Consider the following 17,292-nt stretch of genomic DNA (forward strand, 5'->3'; position numbering starts at 1 on the left):
CCAATATTGGAGATGTCAAAATCTTAATACCAGTAATCGCTGGTATTATAAACAACAATCCGTTAAGGAGCGCAGCACCGGCAACAACCGGACTGACAACTGTCTTGATGACTTGTTGAATTTGACTTTCAATATTAGTAACAACATTTGCGGCTAAAGAATTTACTTTAGCAACGAGTTTAACTGCTCCTACGTCAAGTTTTGGTACTAAAAAAATTAGCCGTTTATCCTAATTCTTTCGGTGTTATACCAGTTAATGTAATTTTCAACTCTGAGGACTAAGTCCTCAAAACTAGTAAAACGTGTTTGAAAAATAAATTCTCGTTTAAGTAGCGAATGGAAAGCTTCGAGCGGACCGTTATCATATGGATAACCTTGTTTGGAATATGAATGCCTAATCAGGTGCCGCTTTAACAGGCCTTCATAAGCAATACTGGTGTATTGTGAACCCATATCAGAGTGCAAAAAGGTTGGCTTAGAAGCCCTGCTCAAGGCTTGCAACAATGTCTTAATAATCAGTTTCGATGCCATCTCCTTGCCAATGTTGAAAGCGATGATTTGCTTACTAGCTTGGTCAAAGATGGTACTTAGATAAACCCAAGTGCCTGGTCTTAGTTCTAGGTAGGTTATGTCAGCACGCCAAATAGTTCCAATTGGATGGTTCTTAATCAAGTTAGGCCGTTGAGAATAATCTACATGAGTGCCTGGCTTCTTAAAACGCCGCCCCATTAGTGATCGAATGCCTAACTCCTGCATTAATCGGTAGACACGATTGGGGCCAATGACTACACCAAGTCTTCTCATGGCAATTGTGATCCGAGGGTACCCATAGGCTTTATAATTATTTTTCCAAATTTCAAAGATCTGGCTTTTTAAAATCGTATCTTGTTTATCATGACGACTTATCTGATAGTGTTTCCAATGATAATACGTACTTTTAGAAAGCCCTAAGGCTTTCAAGATTATCCAGAGGCGGTGTTTACATAATTGTTCGTTGATAAAGTCTATGGCTTTAACTTTGCCTAATGCCTTCCCAGTAACACCGCCGCTGCTTTTAAAATTTCATTTTCTTCTTTTAACTGCTGGTTTTCTTTCTGTAGTTGCTTGAAGGCTTCAACACTCGTTACGCCACCGTCAGGTAGTTCAACTAATTTGGCCCGCTTGATCCAATGACTGATGGTGGTTGGATGAACCCCATATTCATTGGCTAAGGATTTCTTTGAACGATTTTCATTGTGATAAAGCTTAACGATGTTGTTTTTAAATTCATCTGAATAATATTTCATAAAAAAACTCCTATTCTGATTTTTATCATTATGACACAAAATCTAATGATTTTGGTACCAAATTTCAGTATAGGAGCAAACCGTTCCCGTAACCAAGTCGCGGAACAGACGGTTAGCCATGTTGATGATAACGAATGGTAATCCACCGAATGCAATCGTCAATGGTAAGGTGGCCAAAGTTAAAGCACCAACTACCAGGCGAATGGCCAGCGGACCAAGGGTTGTGGTAACCAAGCTACCAGTTTTATTGATAGCTTTTGTAACTGTTGTAGCTACTGTCGTAGCAATTGCTGTTAATGGAACAGCAAAGAAAATAACATTGGTGAATTGTTTCAATGCATTCAAACCTGATCGAATATTATCGAGGAATTTCTTGAGAGCCCAACCAGCAAGTGGAATGAGTGCTAAGAAAGCCATCGCAATTTTAATCAGTACTGGTGCCAAAACGAACGCCGGGATAAGTGATCCCAATGCAAGTGCTCGAATCACGTTCTTTGCACCTTGAATGAATTGATTAACTGCTGATATAGCTGAGTTGAACAACTGACGACCTAAGATTGACACAATCAATGTGACAAGTGATGCGCCAATTGCAAATCCAGCTAGGAGTGGCACATTTACTAAACCAGTGCCGAGGTTGAGAATGTTTCCTGTGAGAATTGCAAAGGCCAATGCTGAGATAACTGAAAGAATTGGATTAGCAATTGAAGTAACAGCTAATAACGGAACAGCAAGACCTAAATGACCGAGAATGGAAATTGTTGTGGTTACCGCGCTGATCGTACCAATTACGAAACCAGCGATAAAGGTTCCCAAGTTGGCAAGTGAAACGACGCTTCTGGCAATGTTCGTAATTGTCTTGAAGATGAGTGGAAGTGCTGTGGCAGCTAATGCACCGACAGCAACTGCAGTTCCGATCATTCCCATGGTTCCAAGAGCGATTGCACCGCCGATGGTTCCAAGAGTACTGAGCGTACCGATTGTTCCAATCACATTTCCAATTGTAATGACTGTTCCAATTGTCGCAACGGCATCAATTACAGGTTTAGCAAGAAGCAATCCGCCGATAATTAATGGTGCATTAAACATAATTCCGGCAATTGTAATCATAGCTGGAATGATGAATAATGGCGCGATAAATGGTATAGCCTTCAAGGCAACACCGACAATTGCACCGGTAACTTTGACAATGTTTGAAATTGATTTGACTGCTGAAATGGCAACGTGCGCAATTACTGGAACCGCAATTAAGCTACCAATAGTTGACACTGTGAGAAAGGCACCGACAATGTTTGAAATAATTGAAAGTGGATTGAAGAAACCTCCAAGAATCGAACCTAATCCGCTACCTGACTCTGAACCGGTACTTGGATTTGCTTGTGCCTGGCTCTGCATTTTCAGACCTTTATAGTAATGTGAATTTTGTAAAATATCAAAATCAACTGCATCGTTAAACATTCCTGGTGTGGCTGATGAACCCAATGACTTAAGCAATTGTGGCATCGTGGCAGTCAATGAACTTGGCATTGTTGTATCTGCTTTGCCATTGATCGTAACTAATGCGGTCTCGCCAGTCGTCAAAGGAATCTTGTAATTCCAAACCTGATTGTCATTTGTACCGGCAACTGCCATCCGCTTAGCGATATCATTTAAAATCCAAGGATAATCCTTGACGATTTCGCCTTGTTCGGTAGTGTCAGCCCATGACTTAGTCTGGTTGGCAACTTGTGATTTGATATTGTTATAAATCGCAGTACCGTCTGAATTTTCAGTAGTCGTCGTTGATGTTTGACTGCTGCCGTTCTGTTGTTCTGCAGCAAGCTTAGCGTAAGTTGCTTGAGGATCACTTGCGTCAGGAGTTGGAGCGGTAACATACTTTGAAGTATCCAAAGTTCCATTGTCTTGAGAAAATCTTGTTGAACCCAAGACAGTGTTATAAGCATCCTTGGCTGAAGCATTTTGTAAATTGTTCTGCTCAGTTTGTAGATTCTTATAATAATCTGACTGCTTCAAAATATCGACATCAACTGCTTCATTAAACATCCCGGTCTTTGAAGAATTCCCAAGGGATTTCAACAATTCCGGCATGGAAGCTGCCAACGTTCCCTTATCAGCTTTTGATGTGCTCGAACGCCCATCAATTGTGACTAATGCCGTTTTACCGGTTGTCATAGGAACCGCATACTTCCAAACCTGACCTTTAGTGTCTTGGTTGGCTGCCATCTTTGAAGCGATATCTTTGAGAATCCAAGGATACTCTTTGATGATTTCGCCCTGTTCATTGACAGATGCCCAAGTGGATGTTTGATCTGAAACATTTTTCTTAACTGCGTTATAAATAGCTTGACCTTCGGAATTCTGCTCTGAAGAATTGTTGCTATTCGCAGTTGTAGTTTTACTTGGATCTGTAGTCGAAGTATTCTGACTTCCAGCAGCTGTGTTCACTGTTCCAGTGGAATTAGCTTGAGCAGTTGTTTGTGTAGTCGCTGCTTGACTACTTTGAGTATTTGAACCCGTGGTGCTGGTGGTAGTTGTAGTAGATGATGCAGTACTACCATTTTGAACAGTTTCAGATGTCTGGCCAGTTGTTGTGGTGTCCTGTTGACTGGCATATTTGTTATATGTTGTCTCCGGATCACTCGCAGCTGGAACTGGTGTTGAAACATAACCCTTTGAGGATGAACCCTGTTTGATTGTGGTTCGTGACAAAGCGGTGTTGTATGCATCTGAAGCATTAACATTCTGCTGTTGTGATTGAGAAATGGAACCATCACTGTTTGTGGTGACGTTCGATTGGTCAGTTGCAGCAGCTTTCGTATCTGCAGAAGAAGTTGCTGTTGTGTTAGATGCCTGAGTAGAAGTTGTCTGATTGGAACTTGTAGAAGTTGATTGAGCCTGTGTTTGATCAGACGAACTTGTGGTATCTGCAGTCTGTGCAGGAGTGGTTGATGTAGATGCATCAACTTTACTTGCTTGAGGTTGATTAACCTTGGTTGAGGTATTCCCTCCTGTTGAAGATTTTGCAACAGCTTTGCCTTGTGTACTTACGTAGCTCTGATTCGACGAAGTGTTTGCTGACTGGCTGACGGAACTTTGTTTCCTATTGTTAGTAGTGTAACTCGGTTGCGTCTGCTGACTTGCTGCAGTCTGTTGAGTACCGGTTGTGGTACCAGTATTATTCGTTGCTTGACTCGTAGTCGATGTTGTTTGTGGCTGTTGAGTCGTTGCATTGTTGGTACCGGTGCTTTGCTGGTTCGCAGTACTTTGCTGATTCGTAGTATTCTGCTGGTTTGCAGTGTTCTGCGAAGCTGCGGCATTGGAGCTAGCCTTGTGAGCCCTGGAAGCCAATTGATAAGAATGAATGTCATCATTCTTAATATTTAGCTTGGTGTTATCAAACGTTCCTTTGACCTTCGTTGTCATTTTTCTATTCTTGGTTGGGATCGCATAAGCTTGTCCGTACAACCCGGAATTTAATGACTTCTTGAAAGTTAAGACCAGTTCGTGATCATTAACCCGTTTGTAGGAGAATGGTAACGATTTTTGATAACTGGCTTTTAAATTCTTCAAGTTAACGTTCCTGCTACTAAATTTGAAGTGAATCTGATCACCTTTCTTAAAGTAGTTGGTGGCCGTTGGTTTCAAAGAAACTTTCAACACTGACACTTTGTGAGAATACTTAATGGAGGAATCAATCGCGTGCTGGCTTTTACGTTTTGGTGTAAATGCTTTATGAACTGATTTGTCTCCCTCAGGTGTTTTCGCATGTGCATCGGCGTGAGCATTTAACTCATTACCAAGCATGACCTGAACTGAAGAATTAGCAAACAGCGGTGACATCAGAATCACTGTCGAAAGACTAGCGATAATCCGTAAGCCACGTTTGCTGCTCTTTTTCATGGCGGATATGTTTCACATCCTTTCCTATGAATAACTGTGAAGCTGAAAAACGCGTGGTAAAAATCACTTGTTTATTTGAATGTTTGTTATACCAATCCCCCTTATCTATATCTACTGTTGAATTCTGAAATCTGCAAATTGACAATGACCATTGAATATCTATTGTGGCTGCCAACCAATGTAGATCCAATGGTGCTTATCTATTGAGGTGCCACCCACAATAGATCCCCTTTGGTGCTGTCTATGTGGTGCCACCCACCTAGACGCAGTGTTACACGTCCGATGTGGTGCCGCCCACATAGACGCAACGTGCATTGGCTGGACGGTGCCAGCCGTCCAGTTAATTTCATCAATTCAGCGTTCACTGACAATTCCTTCGCCTAACCGAGACAGGCTGCCAAGCCTCGAATCAACAGACTGCCGCATCTAATGACTCTCGATTGCGTGAGGATGAACCCGTTATAGCAACTCAAGACAAATATTGCCTGCACTGCTGTAACTATGAATAGCGTAACATTGACCTTTCTGCCATTGAATACACACATTTTGTCAAAGTGTGCAAAGTTATGGAAACTGGTGAAATGTGGTTCCGGAATTCAATCTGCTAGTTTACACTTACAATAGGAAGTATTTAAAAGATAGATGAAAGGACATCACTATGAAATCAACTAATCCCAAGCTACTTGCAGGAATTGTCGGCGCTGCATCCCTGCTGCTCGCATTCACTGCCAGTTCAACGCCCGTCAAAGCCAGCAACACCTTCGATAAGAGCGAAATCAGCGGTCCAACCGGTTACTTCAAGAGCAACAAAGCCCGGTTCGCCTTCCACTGGAAATACCTTGAGACAAAGAAGGGCGTCCAAACAATCCTGATTTTTGGTGATTTTAATAAGCCCGAACTCCAGATTGGCATGCCGGTGCTTAACAACATCAGTAAAGATCGAACAACCTTTACCTCACAATACAAATTTGTGAATACCAAGGGAAATCTGCTCAATCAGAAATACTATTTCCCAATCAAAAAGCTGAGCAACAATTCTTACCAGGTTCATTTGGCATACCATAACGGTGGCCGGGTACCCAGTGCCAACGGAAAGTCGTACATCTTTACTAAAACGGCCAAGTCTCCCGCTAAGAGCTACGCCAACAAATATTCAGCGCAGACACTGAAAAAGCAGTACACCACTCAACTGGAGAAGTCAGCGAACAAGCAGTATAAGAAAGCCAAAGCTGCTGGGAAGAACGTGGCCAACCCCGCGACTAATAAACAGGTTCAAAAGCGGATCAAAGCCAAGGTTAATTCGGCAGTCAAAAAGAGCGTTAAACAAATTATTCAAGGATTCAATTACGACGTTAAGTAACATTGGTTGAATCTAATAAGAGCAGGCAACGAGTGCGAAACTCGTTGCCTGCTTTGTGTTTCCATTGATGTTTCACATGAAACATTTGAAACAGTCCGTGAAATTGGCACAGTTTCCCCTTCTGACATATAATGTGTCCAAGGGGGGATTTCATGAACAAGTCAATTATCTTAACGGGGGCAATCACCGGACTAGCTGCGTTTTCATTGTTCGCAGTGCAACCGGCAACTTCTGTCAGTGCAAAAACTAAAATAACCACTAATAAAACATTCCCTGTTTGTAAAATTAAGTTAGAAATTTAAAAAGCCATTTGTGATAGACTTTTGAGTGTTGAAATCAAAAGAAAGGCTGATCACAAATGACCTATACTCATCTTACCATAGACGAACTCACTACAATTTATTCCTTTTGGAAGCTCAATAAAAAGGCTTACCGAGTAGCACCAGCACTCCACCGGAGTGCTGAAACCGTTTATCGCATCTATCGTTTTCTTGACGCTGGCGGTACGCTTATTGATTACCAACAACATTATCGACGGCACAAACAACATTGTGGGCGTAAGCCCATTCAACTAGCCCCTGATGAACTGGTTTATATCCAAGCCAAAATTCAAGCGGGGTGGCAACCAGATACAATTATTAATCGCCACGAACGTTCTTTTAGCTGCGGCGTACGAACCCTATATCGCATTTTCAAACATGATGCTTTTGGCTTGTTCGCCAAAGATTTACCCATGCATGGTCAGCGTCACCCTAATGGGTACGTTGAACGACGAGGAAAAGCTGGGCAATTGGGCAGAGATTTAAAAACCCGTTATCAGGACTATCCTAATTTTAAACGAGAATTCGGTCATTTAGAAGGCGACACGGTTCAAGGCAAAAACCATCAGGGTGCCGTAACCACACTGGTTGAACGGCAGACCAAGGTCGCAATTGTTTTGAATTCACATACCAAGTCATCACAAAACGTCAATCGTAGTTTAGCAGCCTGGTTGACGAAGCTGCCACGCCACTTGTTTAAGTCCATCACGTTTGATAATGGTAAGGAGTTCGCCGGTTGGCGAACGATTGCTAACCAGTTTGATTTAAATATTTACTTTGCCGCTGTAGGAGCACCCAATCAACGTGGGTTGAATGAAAACACCAACAACTTACTTCGTAAGGATGGGTTGCACCATGATCTCATCATGGACCAGCTATCAGATGAATTTGTCCAGGCTGTTGCTAGTCGACGGAACCATATTCCCAGAAAAAGTCTCAATTATCAAACACCACTTGAGGCATTCGTAAATCAAATCACTGATGAGCAGCTAAAATTTCTAACTTAATTTGACATTTGAAGATTTAAAAAAACATCATTCCTGCCGAACTCCGGTAAGAATATTTACGTGTGGAACGCTTCTTATAATAAGAAGCTTCACAACTTGAAGAACTATCCAAGAACGAATCTTTACTCAACCAAACGAGTTACTATCAAAACTCACAACTACTTTGGCAGTTACTATTACGTTCACAGTGCCAATAAAAAAATCAAAGGTTACGTCTGGCATGGACAGCTGATTCAAGGAAAATACTATAAGGGCGGCTTTTACAGTTACCCAACCTTCAACGTGCTGCTTTCCAACCGGGCATTCCGTCGTGGGGCGTCTCACAGTATTGGTGAGTGGAATGCTTCGGGCATCTACGCTTCATCGGATCGAATTCACGGCAAGATTAACCAGGATGGCATCAGTCGTTTTGCCAAAACACCATCCTTTAGGGACCAAAAACGAGTCCTGAATTACTTGAAGAAGGATCATCCCTATCTTCCTGAAATGCTAAACTACGGCAACCACAATGGTGCCCGAATCATCATGCGGAAGGTCTATTATGCGCCAAATCATTGGGTACGCGTGCCAATGATCGATATCCTCAACGGCAATGCCACCAGTGGGAACTGGGAAGAAATCAACGCTTTTTCAGCCGTTTTAGATTTAGCCAAATTACCAAACGGTGCCAAGCCAATCGCTACCTATGACGTCAATCAAGTATCTGTCATGCCTTTCGGTGGCCGCGGCTTTGACTTCGCTGATCCAAACGCTCAAGTGGCAACATACAACAGCGGTCCAATCACCCACGTTTACGGCAATGGCTTTGGCCCAAACCATAATCTCTCATTGGTCGATTTAAATCGTTGGTTACGCTACGTTCCCACAAGCAACATCTTGAAGCTGTCCAATACTCAGCCAACCTTGAAAGACGGCATTTGGTACGTCGCACCCACCTTTCAAGGCAATGTCAGCAACGGGACTCATCAAAGTAAAATCTTAAAGCTCATCGATACATCCAAGTCTCAGTATTACCGCTATGCCACAAGTTACGGCTTCAGCCAGTATCACTACGAGAATGGTAAATGGCAGGGCCAGTATCAAGTTATATTCAACAATCCCACGTTCAATCCAGGTAACCAAATCCATATGACCTTTGCCAACTTAGTCTTAAAAACTAGTGGAAACGATACATGGTGGTCGTCAGAGAATGAGCATGAAATTCAGTCGTTTAATGACAACGATACTGAAGTATTGCCTTACCTTTATAAACCGGTCAGCTATTACGATGGGTTTTTGAATAACAGCGGCAATGCTTCATAAAGTTCATTACTAATAAACACAAAAATAACCGCGACACATTAATGAAATTCATTGATGGATCGCGGTTTTCTTATGCTTTGAATGCTGATTTTGGAAAAGAATAAATTTGATTAACGACTGTCCATCGATGATAACTGGCAATGCCAATCAAGACATTCTCACCGGATAATTGAATCCCTTCGCCTTCCGTTTTTCCCGATTTCCAATGGGGGTTATCCACGACTTGATGGGCTGAAGAATGATCGCCCCAGTTCACCTTGCTTAACATAATCGCATTGTTGTCAGCGTGACTGCCTAAGAAATAAATATCGTCATTATCATCTAAAGCAACCCCTTGAATCGACCCATAATAAGAGAGCGAGTATACCCGTTTGCTGATGAACCCAGGCTTCAAGCCATTTCCAATACTGGCATCCCTTACTGCAGCTGAGTCACACGGCAAATAGGGTTTGGAAGTCCCGGCTACTTTATCCAGTGCCTGATTCAATCGTTCATTGTCATATTCAATAAAGCTGGCCTTGCGTGGCTTATCTGTATTGATCGTCACGATCAGCAACTTTGATTGATCACTGGACAAAGCCCCCTCTACTCGTAACAAGCTGCCGATTGACTTTCCGAGGTGATTTGCGTATTTTAGGCTAATTAGCCGTGTTGGGTTCGCATAATCCAACGTGGATCCGGACACATACCGGACCCTGGCCAGTTGAGTCGGCCAATGGGTTAAGTCCTGGTTGGCCAAATTGGTCTGGGCTCCCCGCGTGGCAACCCAAAAATAGGGTGTATGGTCAGGGCCATGGGTAAAGTATTGGAGAACTTGCGAATGACCAAAGCCGACAAGAATCATGGGTGCTTCACGCTGCTTTGCTTTCCCGGTTGGATGGCCGTTACGATCTTTTTGAATAACCAGTCGACTCAAGGTCAAATCCCGAAGCTCACCATCAAACTTATTTCGTCGCCGCTGCAGCGTATAAATATAATCTGCGCCGGCATAAAACGTCTGTATCGCATGAAATTTATCTTTTAAGTTGAGTTTGAATTTTAAATTAGTTCCAATACCTGAATAATATCCGTCCACGTTGGTCCCCCCTTCTTACTGCTATTTTAAATCTTGTGGGCTTCCAAATATAACATAATTACTAAGTGAGCCAGTTAAGTAAAGATTATGATTGTCTGATTTGTTGTTAATACGCCGTTTAATGAACAGGATACAATTAAAAAATCCACTTCAAAAATACAAGTTTTGGTTAGCTAACTAGCTATTCCGCCACTCAAACTGTTTCAGAAAATCACAATCAATGGGGTCTAACAATTTTCCTAATGAAATAAAACTCAGCAAAAAGAAACCATGCAAATCCTTTTGCTGAGGGGTTATATTTTTAGTACGATTGAAAATCTTGGAAAATATTGTCCCATTTATTTTCTGTTTATGTAAGAAATGGGTAAAATGAATTAGTTTCGGTGCTATACTATATTTAAAACTTGGAGGTGAACTTTTATGAAGAAAAATATCTTAATTTTAACAACGGCTTTATCCGCCTTAGGCTTCCTGGGGGCCACCACTCAAACAAAGCCTGCCCAGGCCTCAGCCCATTACTACTGGGTGAAGTCAATCAATCGTAATAACTTACCTTATCACGCTGCCAGTCAACGATCAGCCTACATTTACAATACCACCCACACCCAGAAATTACATAACCTTAAAAACTACCCACGGACAACCTGGTACGTTTCCAAGAGTATCATCATGCGTTCTAGTTACACGGGTAAGAAAGGTATTTACTATTACGTTACGAATGGTACCGGAAAGGTAAGCGGAGTTGTTTGGCGCGGCTACTTAACTAGTGGCACCAATCCTAATGGTGGAACTACGCCAAGCGACAATGATAATGGTAATTCAGACAATAACAACGGTACCGATACTAATCCAACTAACAGCCTAAGACAGGAACTAGCTGGATTCTTTGAAGGCACGGTTCCTGATTCACAACTGCAACAAATTGCTAATGAGTACCCCAGTTTTGTTAGCAAGTATAGTAATCCAGACAGTGGTGATGAATACTTTCAAATAATGGTCGCTAATAAATACAAAGATACTCAACAGTACATGACTTTCTTCTTTATTGGTAACAGTGGTAAAAATAACAAAGAAAAACAACAACAATTAAAGTCCGGTCAAATTTCATTCAAAAATTATGTGAATAATGTCGTTTATGCTGCTAACGGCAACGTTAGTTTCACAACCTTTAAAAATCGCTTAATTGGTGCCTATGCTTTTGACAAAAGCAGTCCAAATTACGGCCGCGGTGTAGTGATTCTTGAATATCCAAAGCAAGACCAAAAAAGTTCTAATTAATACGGTTAAAATCAAAAAAGTCTGAATGCTAAGTACTTCGGACTTTTTCTAACACTATCCTAATGGAGGTTATTCATTTGAAAAAACAACTAATTTTATTAACCGGTTTAATTGCCGGCTTCACCGGTCTGACCTTGGCAACTTCACCCCAATCCGTTAAAGCCGCTGGAGTTTATCACACCGTTAAATCCAAGACCGCTAACAATACCGCTTTTCATTGGAATGGCAGTACCAAAGCCTACCTCTGGAATTACAATTTAACCCAGAAGAAGCATCACTTAACCAATTACCCAAAGACCACCTGGTATGCATCGAGAGTCCTCAAAATGACCAATGGGACAAAAACCGGTATTTTCTATTATGTATCGAATAAATCCGGAAGTGTTAAAGGTTATGCTTGGAAAGGCTATTTAACCCGAGGCGCTTATTCTAGTAATAGTGCGGCCAATAATAACAATACAGACAAGAGTACCACTACAAACTGGGTGACGACAGACAATCCCGGTGGTATCCCACATCCTACTAAAAAGGAACTTAGCGCGCTTAAAAGCTCCTACTCAGATCCCTATGAAGAAGATGCTTATGACCTTGGAGTTACCTATTACCAAGACCTGCCAATCATCAAAGATTTTATGGGAACTATTTATAATAGTAAACTCAATTCTACAAAACCAGACGGCTCATCAAACACTAAATATATCAAAGTTTCAGTAAAACCAACTGACCAGCAAATTCAAGACCTAGCAAATGGATCATTAACCTTTAAACAATTTGTTCTTGCTGATTTAAACAAACAGCATATAGATCTATCAGCATATAAGAGCTGGCAAATTAACATGTCTAGTACGCCAATTTATCAAAAAGCCAATAAACAATACGCTTATCCAAAATTTGGTGATTATACAATTACCTTACTTGCCCCTCAGCATCAATAAAGAACGTCTGTAGAACTTAGATCACTGAGTTCTGCCAGCAATTTGTCCTAAATGATTTAACTAAACAGCATATCAACATTTCAGACTACAAAGGTTGGCAAATTGGGATGTTTAGTCAACCAATCGATCAAAAAAATTTTTTAAACTATGGTGAAAAATCAGGTATCGGACAATATGTGATTGCATTATACAATCCGAATAAATAAAAAATTGCCTACCAAAAGATTCCTGTTATGAACCTTTAAGTGTTTCATCAATACCGATAATATCTTTGACGATACCCGATACGTTGCCGTTGTATAGGCTAAGTAGTTCATTTGCTTATCCTCGAAAGAAGTCTGAATAATTAACTATTCAGACTTCTTTCTAACTCCACGCCAACGGTCCGATCTATAACAATATCAATCAATTGGTAATAATCATTTTTCTTACAAAAGCTTTCGGTAAGCTAAATTCGTTCCACTACTATAATTACAACCATGGAGGTACCATTTATGAAAAAAAGCATCTTGTTGTTAGTTTCTGTTTCAGCAGCCTTGGGAATTATTGGAACCTTAACTCCTGCAATGCCAGTCCAAGCTTCTACGCGTTACTATCAGGTTAAGTCAGTCAACCGTGACAATCTTCCCTATCACGCTGCGAGTCAGCGATCAGCCTATATTTACAACCCTACGCATACTCGTAAACTACATAATTTAAAGAACTATCCCCATACCACTTGGTATGTTTCCAAGAGTATGCTGATGCGTTCCAGTTACAGCAGTAAAAAGGGGGTCTATTATTACGTCACTAATGGTTCTAAAACAATCAGTGGGATCGTTTGGCGCGGCTATTTAACCGCTGGAGTCAATTCCAAAACGCCTGCGACTACTAATGGTAGTTCTAATACCGCCATTCTCAAGCAACAATTCAAAGAGTTTCTCGCCATGCCGCAACAAACAGCTGAGAACCAGGTAATGCAAAAAGTTAAACAGGATTTAGCAGGTACCTACACATTTGACACAAATCTAATGAACTATGCAGCTTACAACCAGCATTATGGACAAAACAATCCAACTATTAGCGATCCAAATTGGACTTCGATCCGTTCTAAGTTCGGTCTTGTAAAGGGAAATTATGCCGAAAGCTATGGCATTCCTGAAGATTATAACAGTAGTTGGTTTGAAGCAGTTAAATATAATCCTAATGTATCGGGAAATAGCTATATTAATGCCTTGGCAACCCCAATTGAGCATGGAATTAAATCCCTCGCTGCCAGTCACCCTGACTATCCTAAAGTTGGTTTTGGTCTCAATATTGGTCAACCATATACCTATTCTCGCTCATTCTCGAATTTAGTAATTGTGTCAAAATAATTAATGGAATTATGTATAGGGACTGTTCCAGAATCATAAACAGCCCCTTAGACATCTCATAAGAACTAAACGGGCGCTATTTAAAGTCATATTATCTGATTAAGACTCAAATTATACACAGACTCGTTTGACTACTTTACACAAGTGGAACCCCCAAACGCCCCCTTCTCTTTAATAAATGCCGCTGGACTTTATGCATATCCAATTTTTTTGTCATCTATTACTCTTACTTTTCGTATCTATCGTATTCTTATGATATGATTTGATAGGAAGTTTCACATGAAACAATTATCATCTGGAGGGTTTGAAGTGACTAAGTATAAAGTTCAATCATTGGTATTTATTCTCGTGGCTTTTATGTTGGGGTGTAATGAATTTATCGTTGTTGGAATTCTCCCCGACCTTTCGGCACAGTTTCACACGCCAATTTCAACCATGGGGTATCTGGTAACCATCTTTGCCATGGTTTATGCCGTCAGTGCGCCCTTTGTGACAATCCTGACCAGCCGATATAGTCGGTACAAAACATTATTAACACTGATGATTGTTTTTCTAATCGGGAATACGCTCAGTGCCTTATCGATTGGTTACCTAACCATGATGGCCTCCCGAATTATCACGGCAACCACTGCCGGATCAATCATTTCGTTAATTATGACTTTTGCGAGTACGATTGCCCCTCGTGATAAACGGGCATCCTTGGTATCATGGATTTTCGCTGGCTTTAGCATCGCTTCAGTCTTCGGTGTTCCAATTGGTGTCGCTGTCAGTACAAGCTTTGGTTGGCGCTACACATTCTGGGGGATTTCGATTATCAGTATATGTACCTTCCTATTGTTAACCCAGATTTTACCGAAAAAGGTCAAGCAAACCAAAAGTACCATCAAAAACCAGCTCACCATCCTACTGGATCCGCGGATCTACCATGGCGTGTTCCTCGTCCTGTTCACTGCCGCAACCATGTATGGTTACTATACGTATATCCGGCCACTGCTCACTACTTCAATGGGATTCAGCACTCAAAGCTTAAACTGGCTGCTGTTCATCATTGGAATCATGAGTATTTTAAGTAACCGGCTTTCCGGAATGATGGCCGAGAAGCCCAATAGCCTGCGGAAAATACCACCGTTTTATATCGCTGATATTATCCTATTAATCGTCTTTCCGTTTGCGCTTCACAGCAAAATTGCCGGCTTGGCAATCATCCTTATCCTGACCTTGATTGTGACGATCATTAACTCACCAGTCCAAATTCATTTCCTGAACCTTGCCGAGAAGGAATATCCACAATCCCTTGTATTTGCGTCATCCCTCAGTTCGATTTTCTTTAACTTCGGAATCTCGCTGGGATCAGCAACTGCTTCCAGCATGGTCGGAATCGTCGGTCTGGATCGAATCAGTATTGGATCGGTGGTCTTTGCGGTTCTATCGCTGGGATTCCTACTTCTGATTAACCGGGCAATTCGAAAAGGATTTACGGCTAAGAAAACCCATTAGATTTCAAGTCTGGCGCACAATCACTCAACGTTCAAATTAATTGCTTTCACCCATATTTGAATTAAACTGAGTTTGTAGAACTTACAAACGAAGGAGCGGTTATGATGAAAGCATTTGGTTACGAAAAAAATGGCGGTCCAGACGTATTTCAGGAATATGATATTCCGACACCAGAAATTAAACCAAACCAGATTTTGATTAAAACTGAAGCATTTAACTTAAATAATTTTGAAGCCTTACAACGGGCAGGAGAATTCAAACCAACTGACCATCGTATCATCCCCGGCCGTGATGTGGCAGGCTTCGTTGAAAAAGTCGGCGCAGAAGTCACTGGATTTGATATTGGTGACCGGGTAGTCGCCCATGGTCATCATTCCTATGCCGAGTACTCAGTTGGTGAAGACTCCAACACCGTCCTGATTCCAAGTGGCGTGCCTTACATGGCCGCCGCAGGAATCGTTACTCCCGGGCTTGCCGCATATAAGGGCGTTCACCTGTTTGGCAAAGTTCAACCAGGTCAAACCGTTATTGTGAAAGGGGCATCCGGCGGTGTTGGTTCCCTGGCCGCTCAAATTGCCTTGGACGTGGGTGCCAAAGTTATCGGCATTGGTTCAAGTGCCAACGAAGAATACGTCAAATCACTGGGCGTTGAGAAATACGTTGCCTATGATAAGGAAGATCCTTCAGAAGTATTGGCAGACACCGCTGACGTTGTCATTGATGCGGCCTTGAATGGCAATGGTGCCGAAAGCGACGTCCAAATCGTCAAAGATGGCGGCATTATTGCCAGTGTGGCCGATAACGATGCCCCAACCGAGAAGAAAGTTACCTTTAACCATATTCATCCAACTCAAGAAATTTCGGATGACGATGCCTTGAACGCCATGCTCAAGCTGATGGCAGCCGGTAAGCTCAAAATTCGAATCGGATACAAGCTGCCGTTCTCACTTGATAGTGTTATTAAAGGCCACCAGTTACTTGATTCCAAGCATGCTGGCCGGATTATCATTGCAAAATAACGTAAACAAACAAAAATTAGTCAAAGATTAGTCAAAGATTAGATCCAGTTAATGCGGCTTGAATTTCAGTTCTAACCGGATCTTTTTCTACGCCTGAGCAAGTATGAAGATGATGTGATTAGTAATTTCATGAGGGCCTCACTTCAGGGCGAACCGGCTACCGGAATCAGAACATGGCACTCATGATATTTGCGCACATCAATCCCGAGAAGTTATCATGTTTCCAATAGACAGTAAAACGACTCAACATCTAATAAGGTGTTGAGTCGTTTTGCATGAAGCTTGTGAGATACCTAACCTGGATAAACTGATGGAACCGCAAAATTAAAGACGAACAGCTTTCGAACTTTGAACACTGATCCCTGGGGCACCGTTATATCTAAGCTTCTATAAGAATATTTACTTTGAATAACATAAATCGTGGCCTTTAGTTCATGACGCCGACCGTCAATTTGAATGGGATCACATTGCATAGCTTTTACAGGATGCCCCGAGAACGCAATTGTCAACCGGACAGCGTTTTTCGGTGATATTGTTCATACTATAAATAATAACGATACAATCACAAGGATTGAATATATGACCTTTCGTGCTAAAGACCGTGGATGCTTATTTTTCAAACCTATATCCCCATTTCAACTACCCGTAATATTGATCAGCAGTAACAGCAATATGAAATACTCCTAAATAAGTCCTTATAGCAAAGGTTGAGGTATGAACGCCGGTTGTCCTATCCTTATAGGCAAACTTTTCGGGAACATAATATACTGGTATTTCCAACGATTTGCTTGTTTTTGGAGCATATTTTGGGTTGCACTTAAAAGCTGAAATCGGTGATACTCCATGAGCCATCATGTTCGCTCGTACCGCATTCTTTGTAGACACCGTGAGGAAAATGATGACAAGCAACAGGGTGATTATTATTCCATATAAACTTCTTTTCAGTATTTTTTTCATC

The 17,292-nt window shown here is 41.6% G+C and carries 12 protein-coding genes and 1 pseudogene; 9 read left to right on the forward strand and 4 right to left on the reverse strand.

The window, feature by feature from the left end; translation table 11 throughout:
- Positions 1-216 precede the first annotated feature (216 nt).
- A protein-coding gene (locus DNL43_RS04700; RefSeq protein WP_109249140.1) for an IS3 family transposase occupies positions 217-1,286 on the reverse strand; the annotation gives its coding sequence in 2 pieces (ribosomal slippage) (positions 217-1,049 and positions 1,049-1,286; 1,071 coding nt in all).
- Positions 1,287-1,328: 42 nt separating this feature from the next.
- Entirely contained in the window at positions 1,329-5,186 is a 3,858-nt protein-coding gene (locus tag DNL43_RS04705) for an MFS transporter (protein ID WP_156645011.1), read from the reverse strand.
- Positions 5,187-5,844: 658 nt separating this feature from the next.
- Here DNL43_RS04705 and DNL43_RS04710 point away from each other — a divergent pair.
- The 4 genes from DNL43_RS04710 to DNL43_RS04725 all read left to right on the forward strand — a co-directional run bounded on the left by DNL43_RS04710 (position 5,845) and on the right by DNL43_RS04725 (position 9,175).
- Positions 5,845-6,546, forward strand: coding sequence for a hypothetical protein (locus DNL43_RS04710; RefSeq protein WP_056981620.1), 702 nt, complete (start codon positions 5,845-5,847; stop codon positions 6,544-6,546).
- A gap of 152 nt (positions 6,547-6,698) precedes the next feature.
- The gene (locus tag DNL43_RS04715) at positions 6,699-6,848 is read left to right on the forward strand and encodes a hypothetical protein (RefSeq protein WP_156645013.1); all 150 of its coding nucleotides are present in this window, start codon (positions 6,699-6,701) and stop codon (positions 6,846-6,848) included.
- 56 nt (positions 6,849-6,904) lie between these two features.
- Entirely contained in the window at positions 6,905-7,873 is a 969-nt protein-coding gene (locus DNL43_RS04720) for an IS30 family transposase (RefSeq protein ID WP_054769923.1), read from the forward strand.
- 96 nt (positions 7,874-7,969) lie between these two features.
- On the forward strand, positions 7,970-9,175 hold the full coding sequence (locus DNL43_RS04725) for a hypothetical protein (protein ID WP_179286824.1): 1,206 nt from the start codon (positions 7,970-7,972) through the stop codon (positions 9,173-9,175).
- Between the two features lie 355 nt (positions 9,176-9,530).
- On the opposite strand, the pseudogene DNL43_RS12365 reads toward DNL43_RS04725, so the two are convergent.
- Positions 9,531-10,019 (reverse strand): annotated as a pseudogene (locus tag DNL43_RS12365) (hypothetical protein); the annotation flags it as partial.
- A 651-nt stretch (positions 10,020-10,670) separates the two neighbouring features.
- Between DNL43_RS12365 and DNL43_RS04735 the strand changes: the two are divergent.
- The 5 genes from DNL43_RS04735 to DNL43_RS04755 all read left to right on the forward strand — a co-directional run bounded on the left by DNL43_RS04735 (position 10,671) and on the right by DNL43_RS04755 (position 16,334).
- On the forward strand, positions 10,671-11,528 hold the full coding sequence (locus tag DNL43_RS04735) for a hypothetical protein (protein WP_056981936.1): 858 nt from the start codon (positions 10,671-10,673) through the stop codon (positions 11,526-11,528).
- Positions 11,529-11,605: 77 nt separating this feature from the next.
- On the forward strand, positions 11,606-12,463 hold the full coding sequence (locus DNL43_RS04740; protein ID WP_054769724.1) for a hypothetical protein: 858 nt from the start codon (positions 11,606-11,608) through the stop codon (positions 12,461-12,463).
- 494 nt (positions 12,464-12,957) lie between these two features.
- A complete protein-coding gene (locus DNL43_RS04745) occupies positions 12,958-13,818 on the forward strand; it encodes a hypothetical protein (protein WP_056981938.1) in 861 nt (286 codons plus the stop codon).
- A 309-nt stretch (positions 13,819-14,127) separates the two neighbouring features.
- A complete protein-coding gene (locus tag DNL43_RS04750) occupies positions 14,128-15,315 on the forward strand; it encodes an MFS transporter (protein ID WP_054769733.1) in 1,188 nt (395 codons plus the stop codon).
- A gap of 104 nt (positions 15,316-15,419) precedes the next feature.
- Entirely contained in the window at positions 15,420-16,334 is a 915-nt protein-coding gene (locus DNL43_RS04755; protein ID WP_056981940.1) for an NADP-dependent oxidoreductase, read from the forward strand.
- Positions 16,335-16,973: 639 nt separating this feature from the next.
- Here DNL43_RS04755 and DNL43_RS04760 read toward each other — a convergent pair.
- The gene (locus tag DNL43_RS04760; protein WP_056981942.1) at positions 16,974-17,291 is read right to left on the reverse strand and encodes a hypothetical protein; all 318 of its coding nucleotides are present in this window, start codon (positions 17,289-17,291) and stop codon (positions 16,974-16,976) included.
- Position 17,292: the final 1 nt, after the last annotated feature.

The organism is Lentilactobacillus kefiri (genome assembly GCF_009739535.1).
In the GTDB taxonomy this organism is placed as follows: Bacteria; Bacillota; Bacilli; order Lactobacillales; family Lactobacillaceae; genus Lentilactobacillus; species Lentilactobacillus kefiri.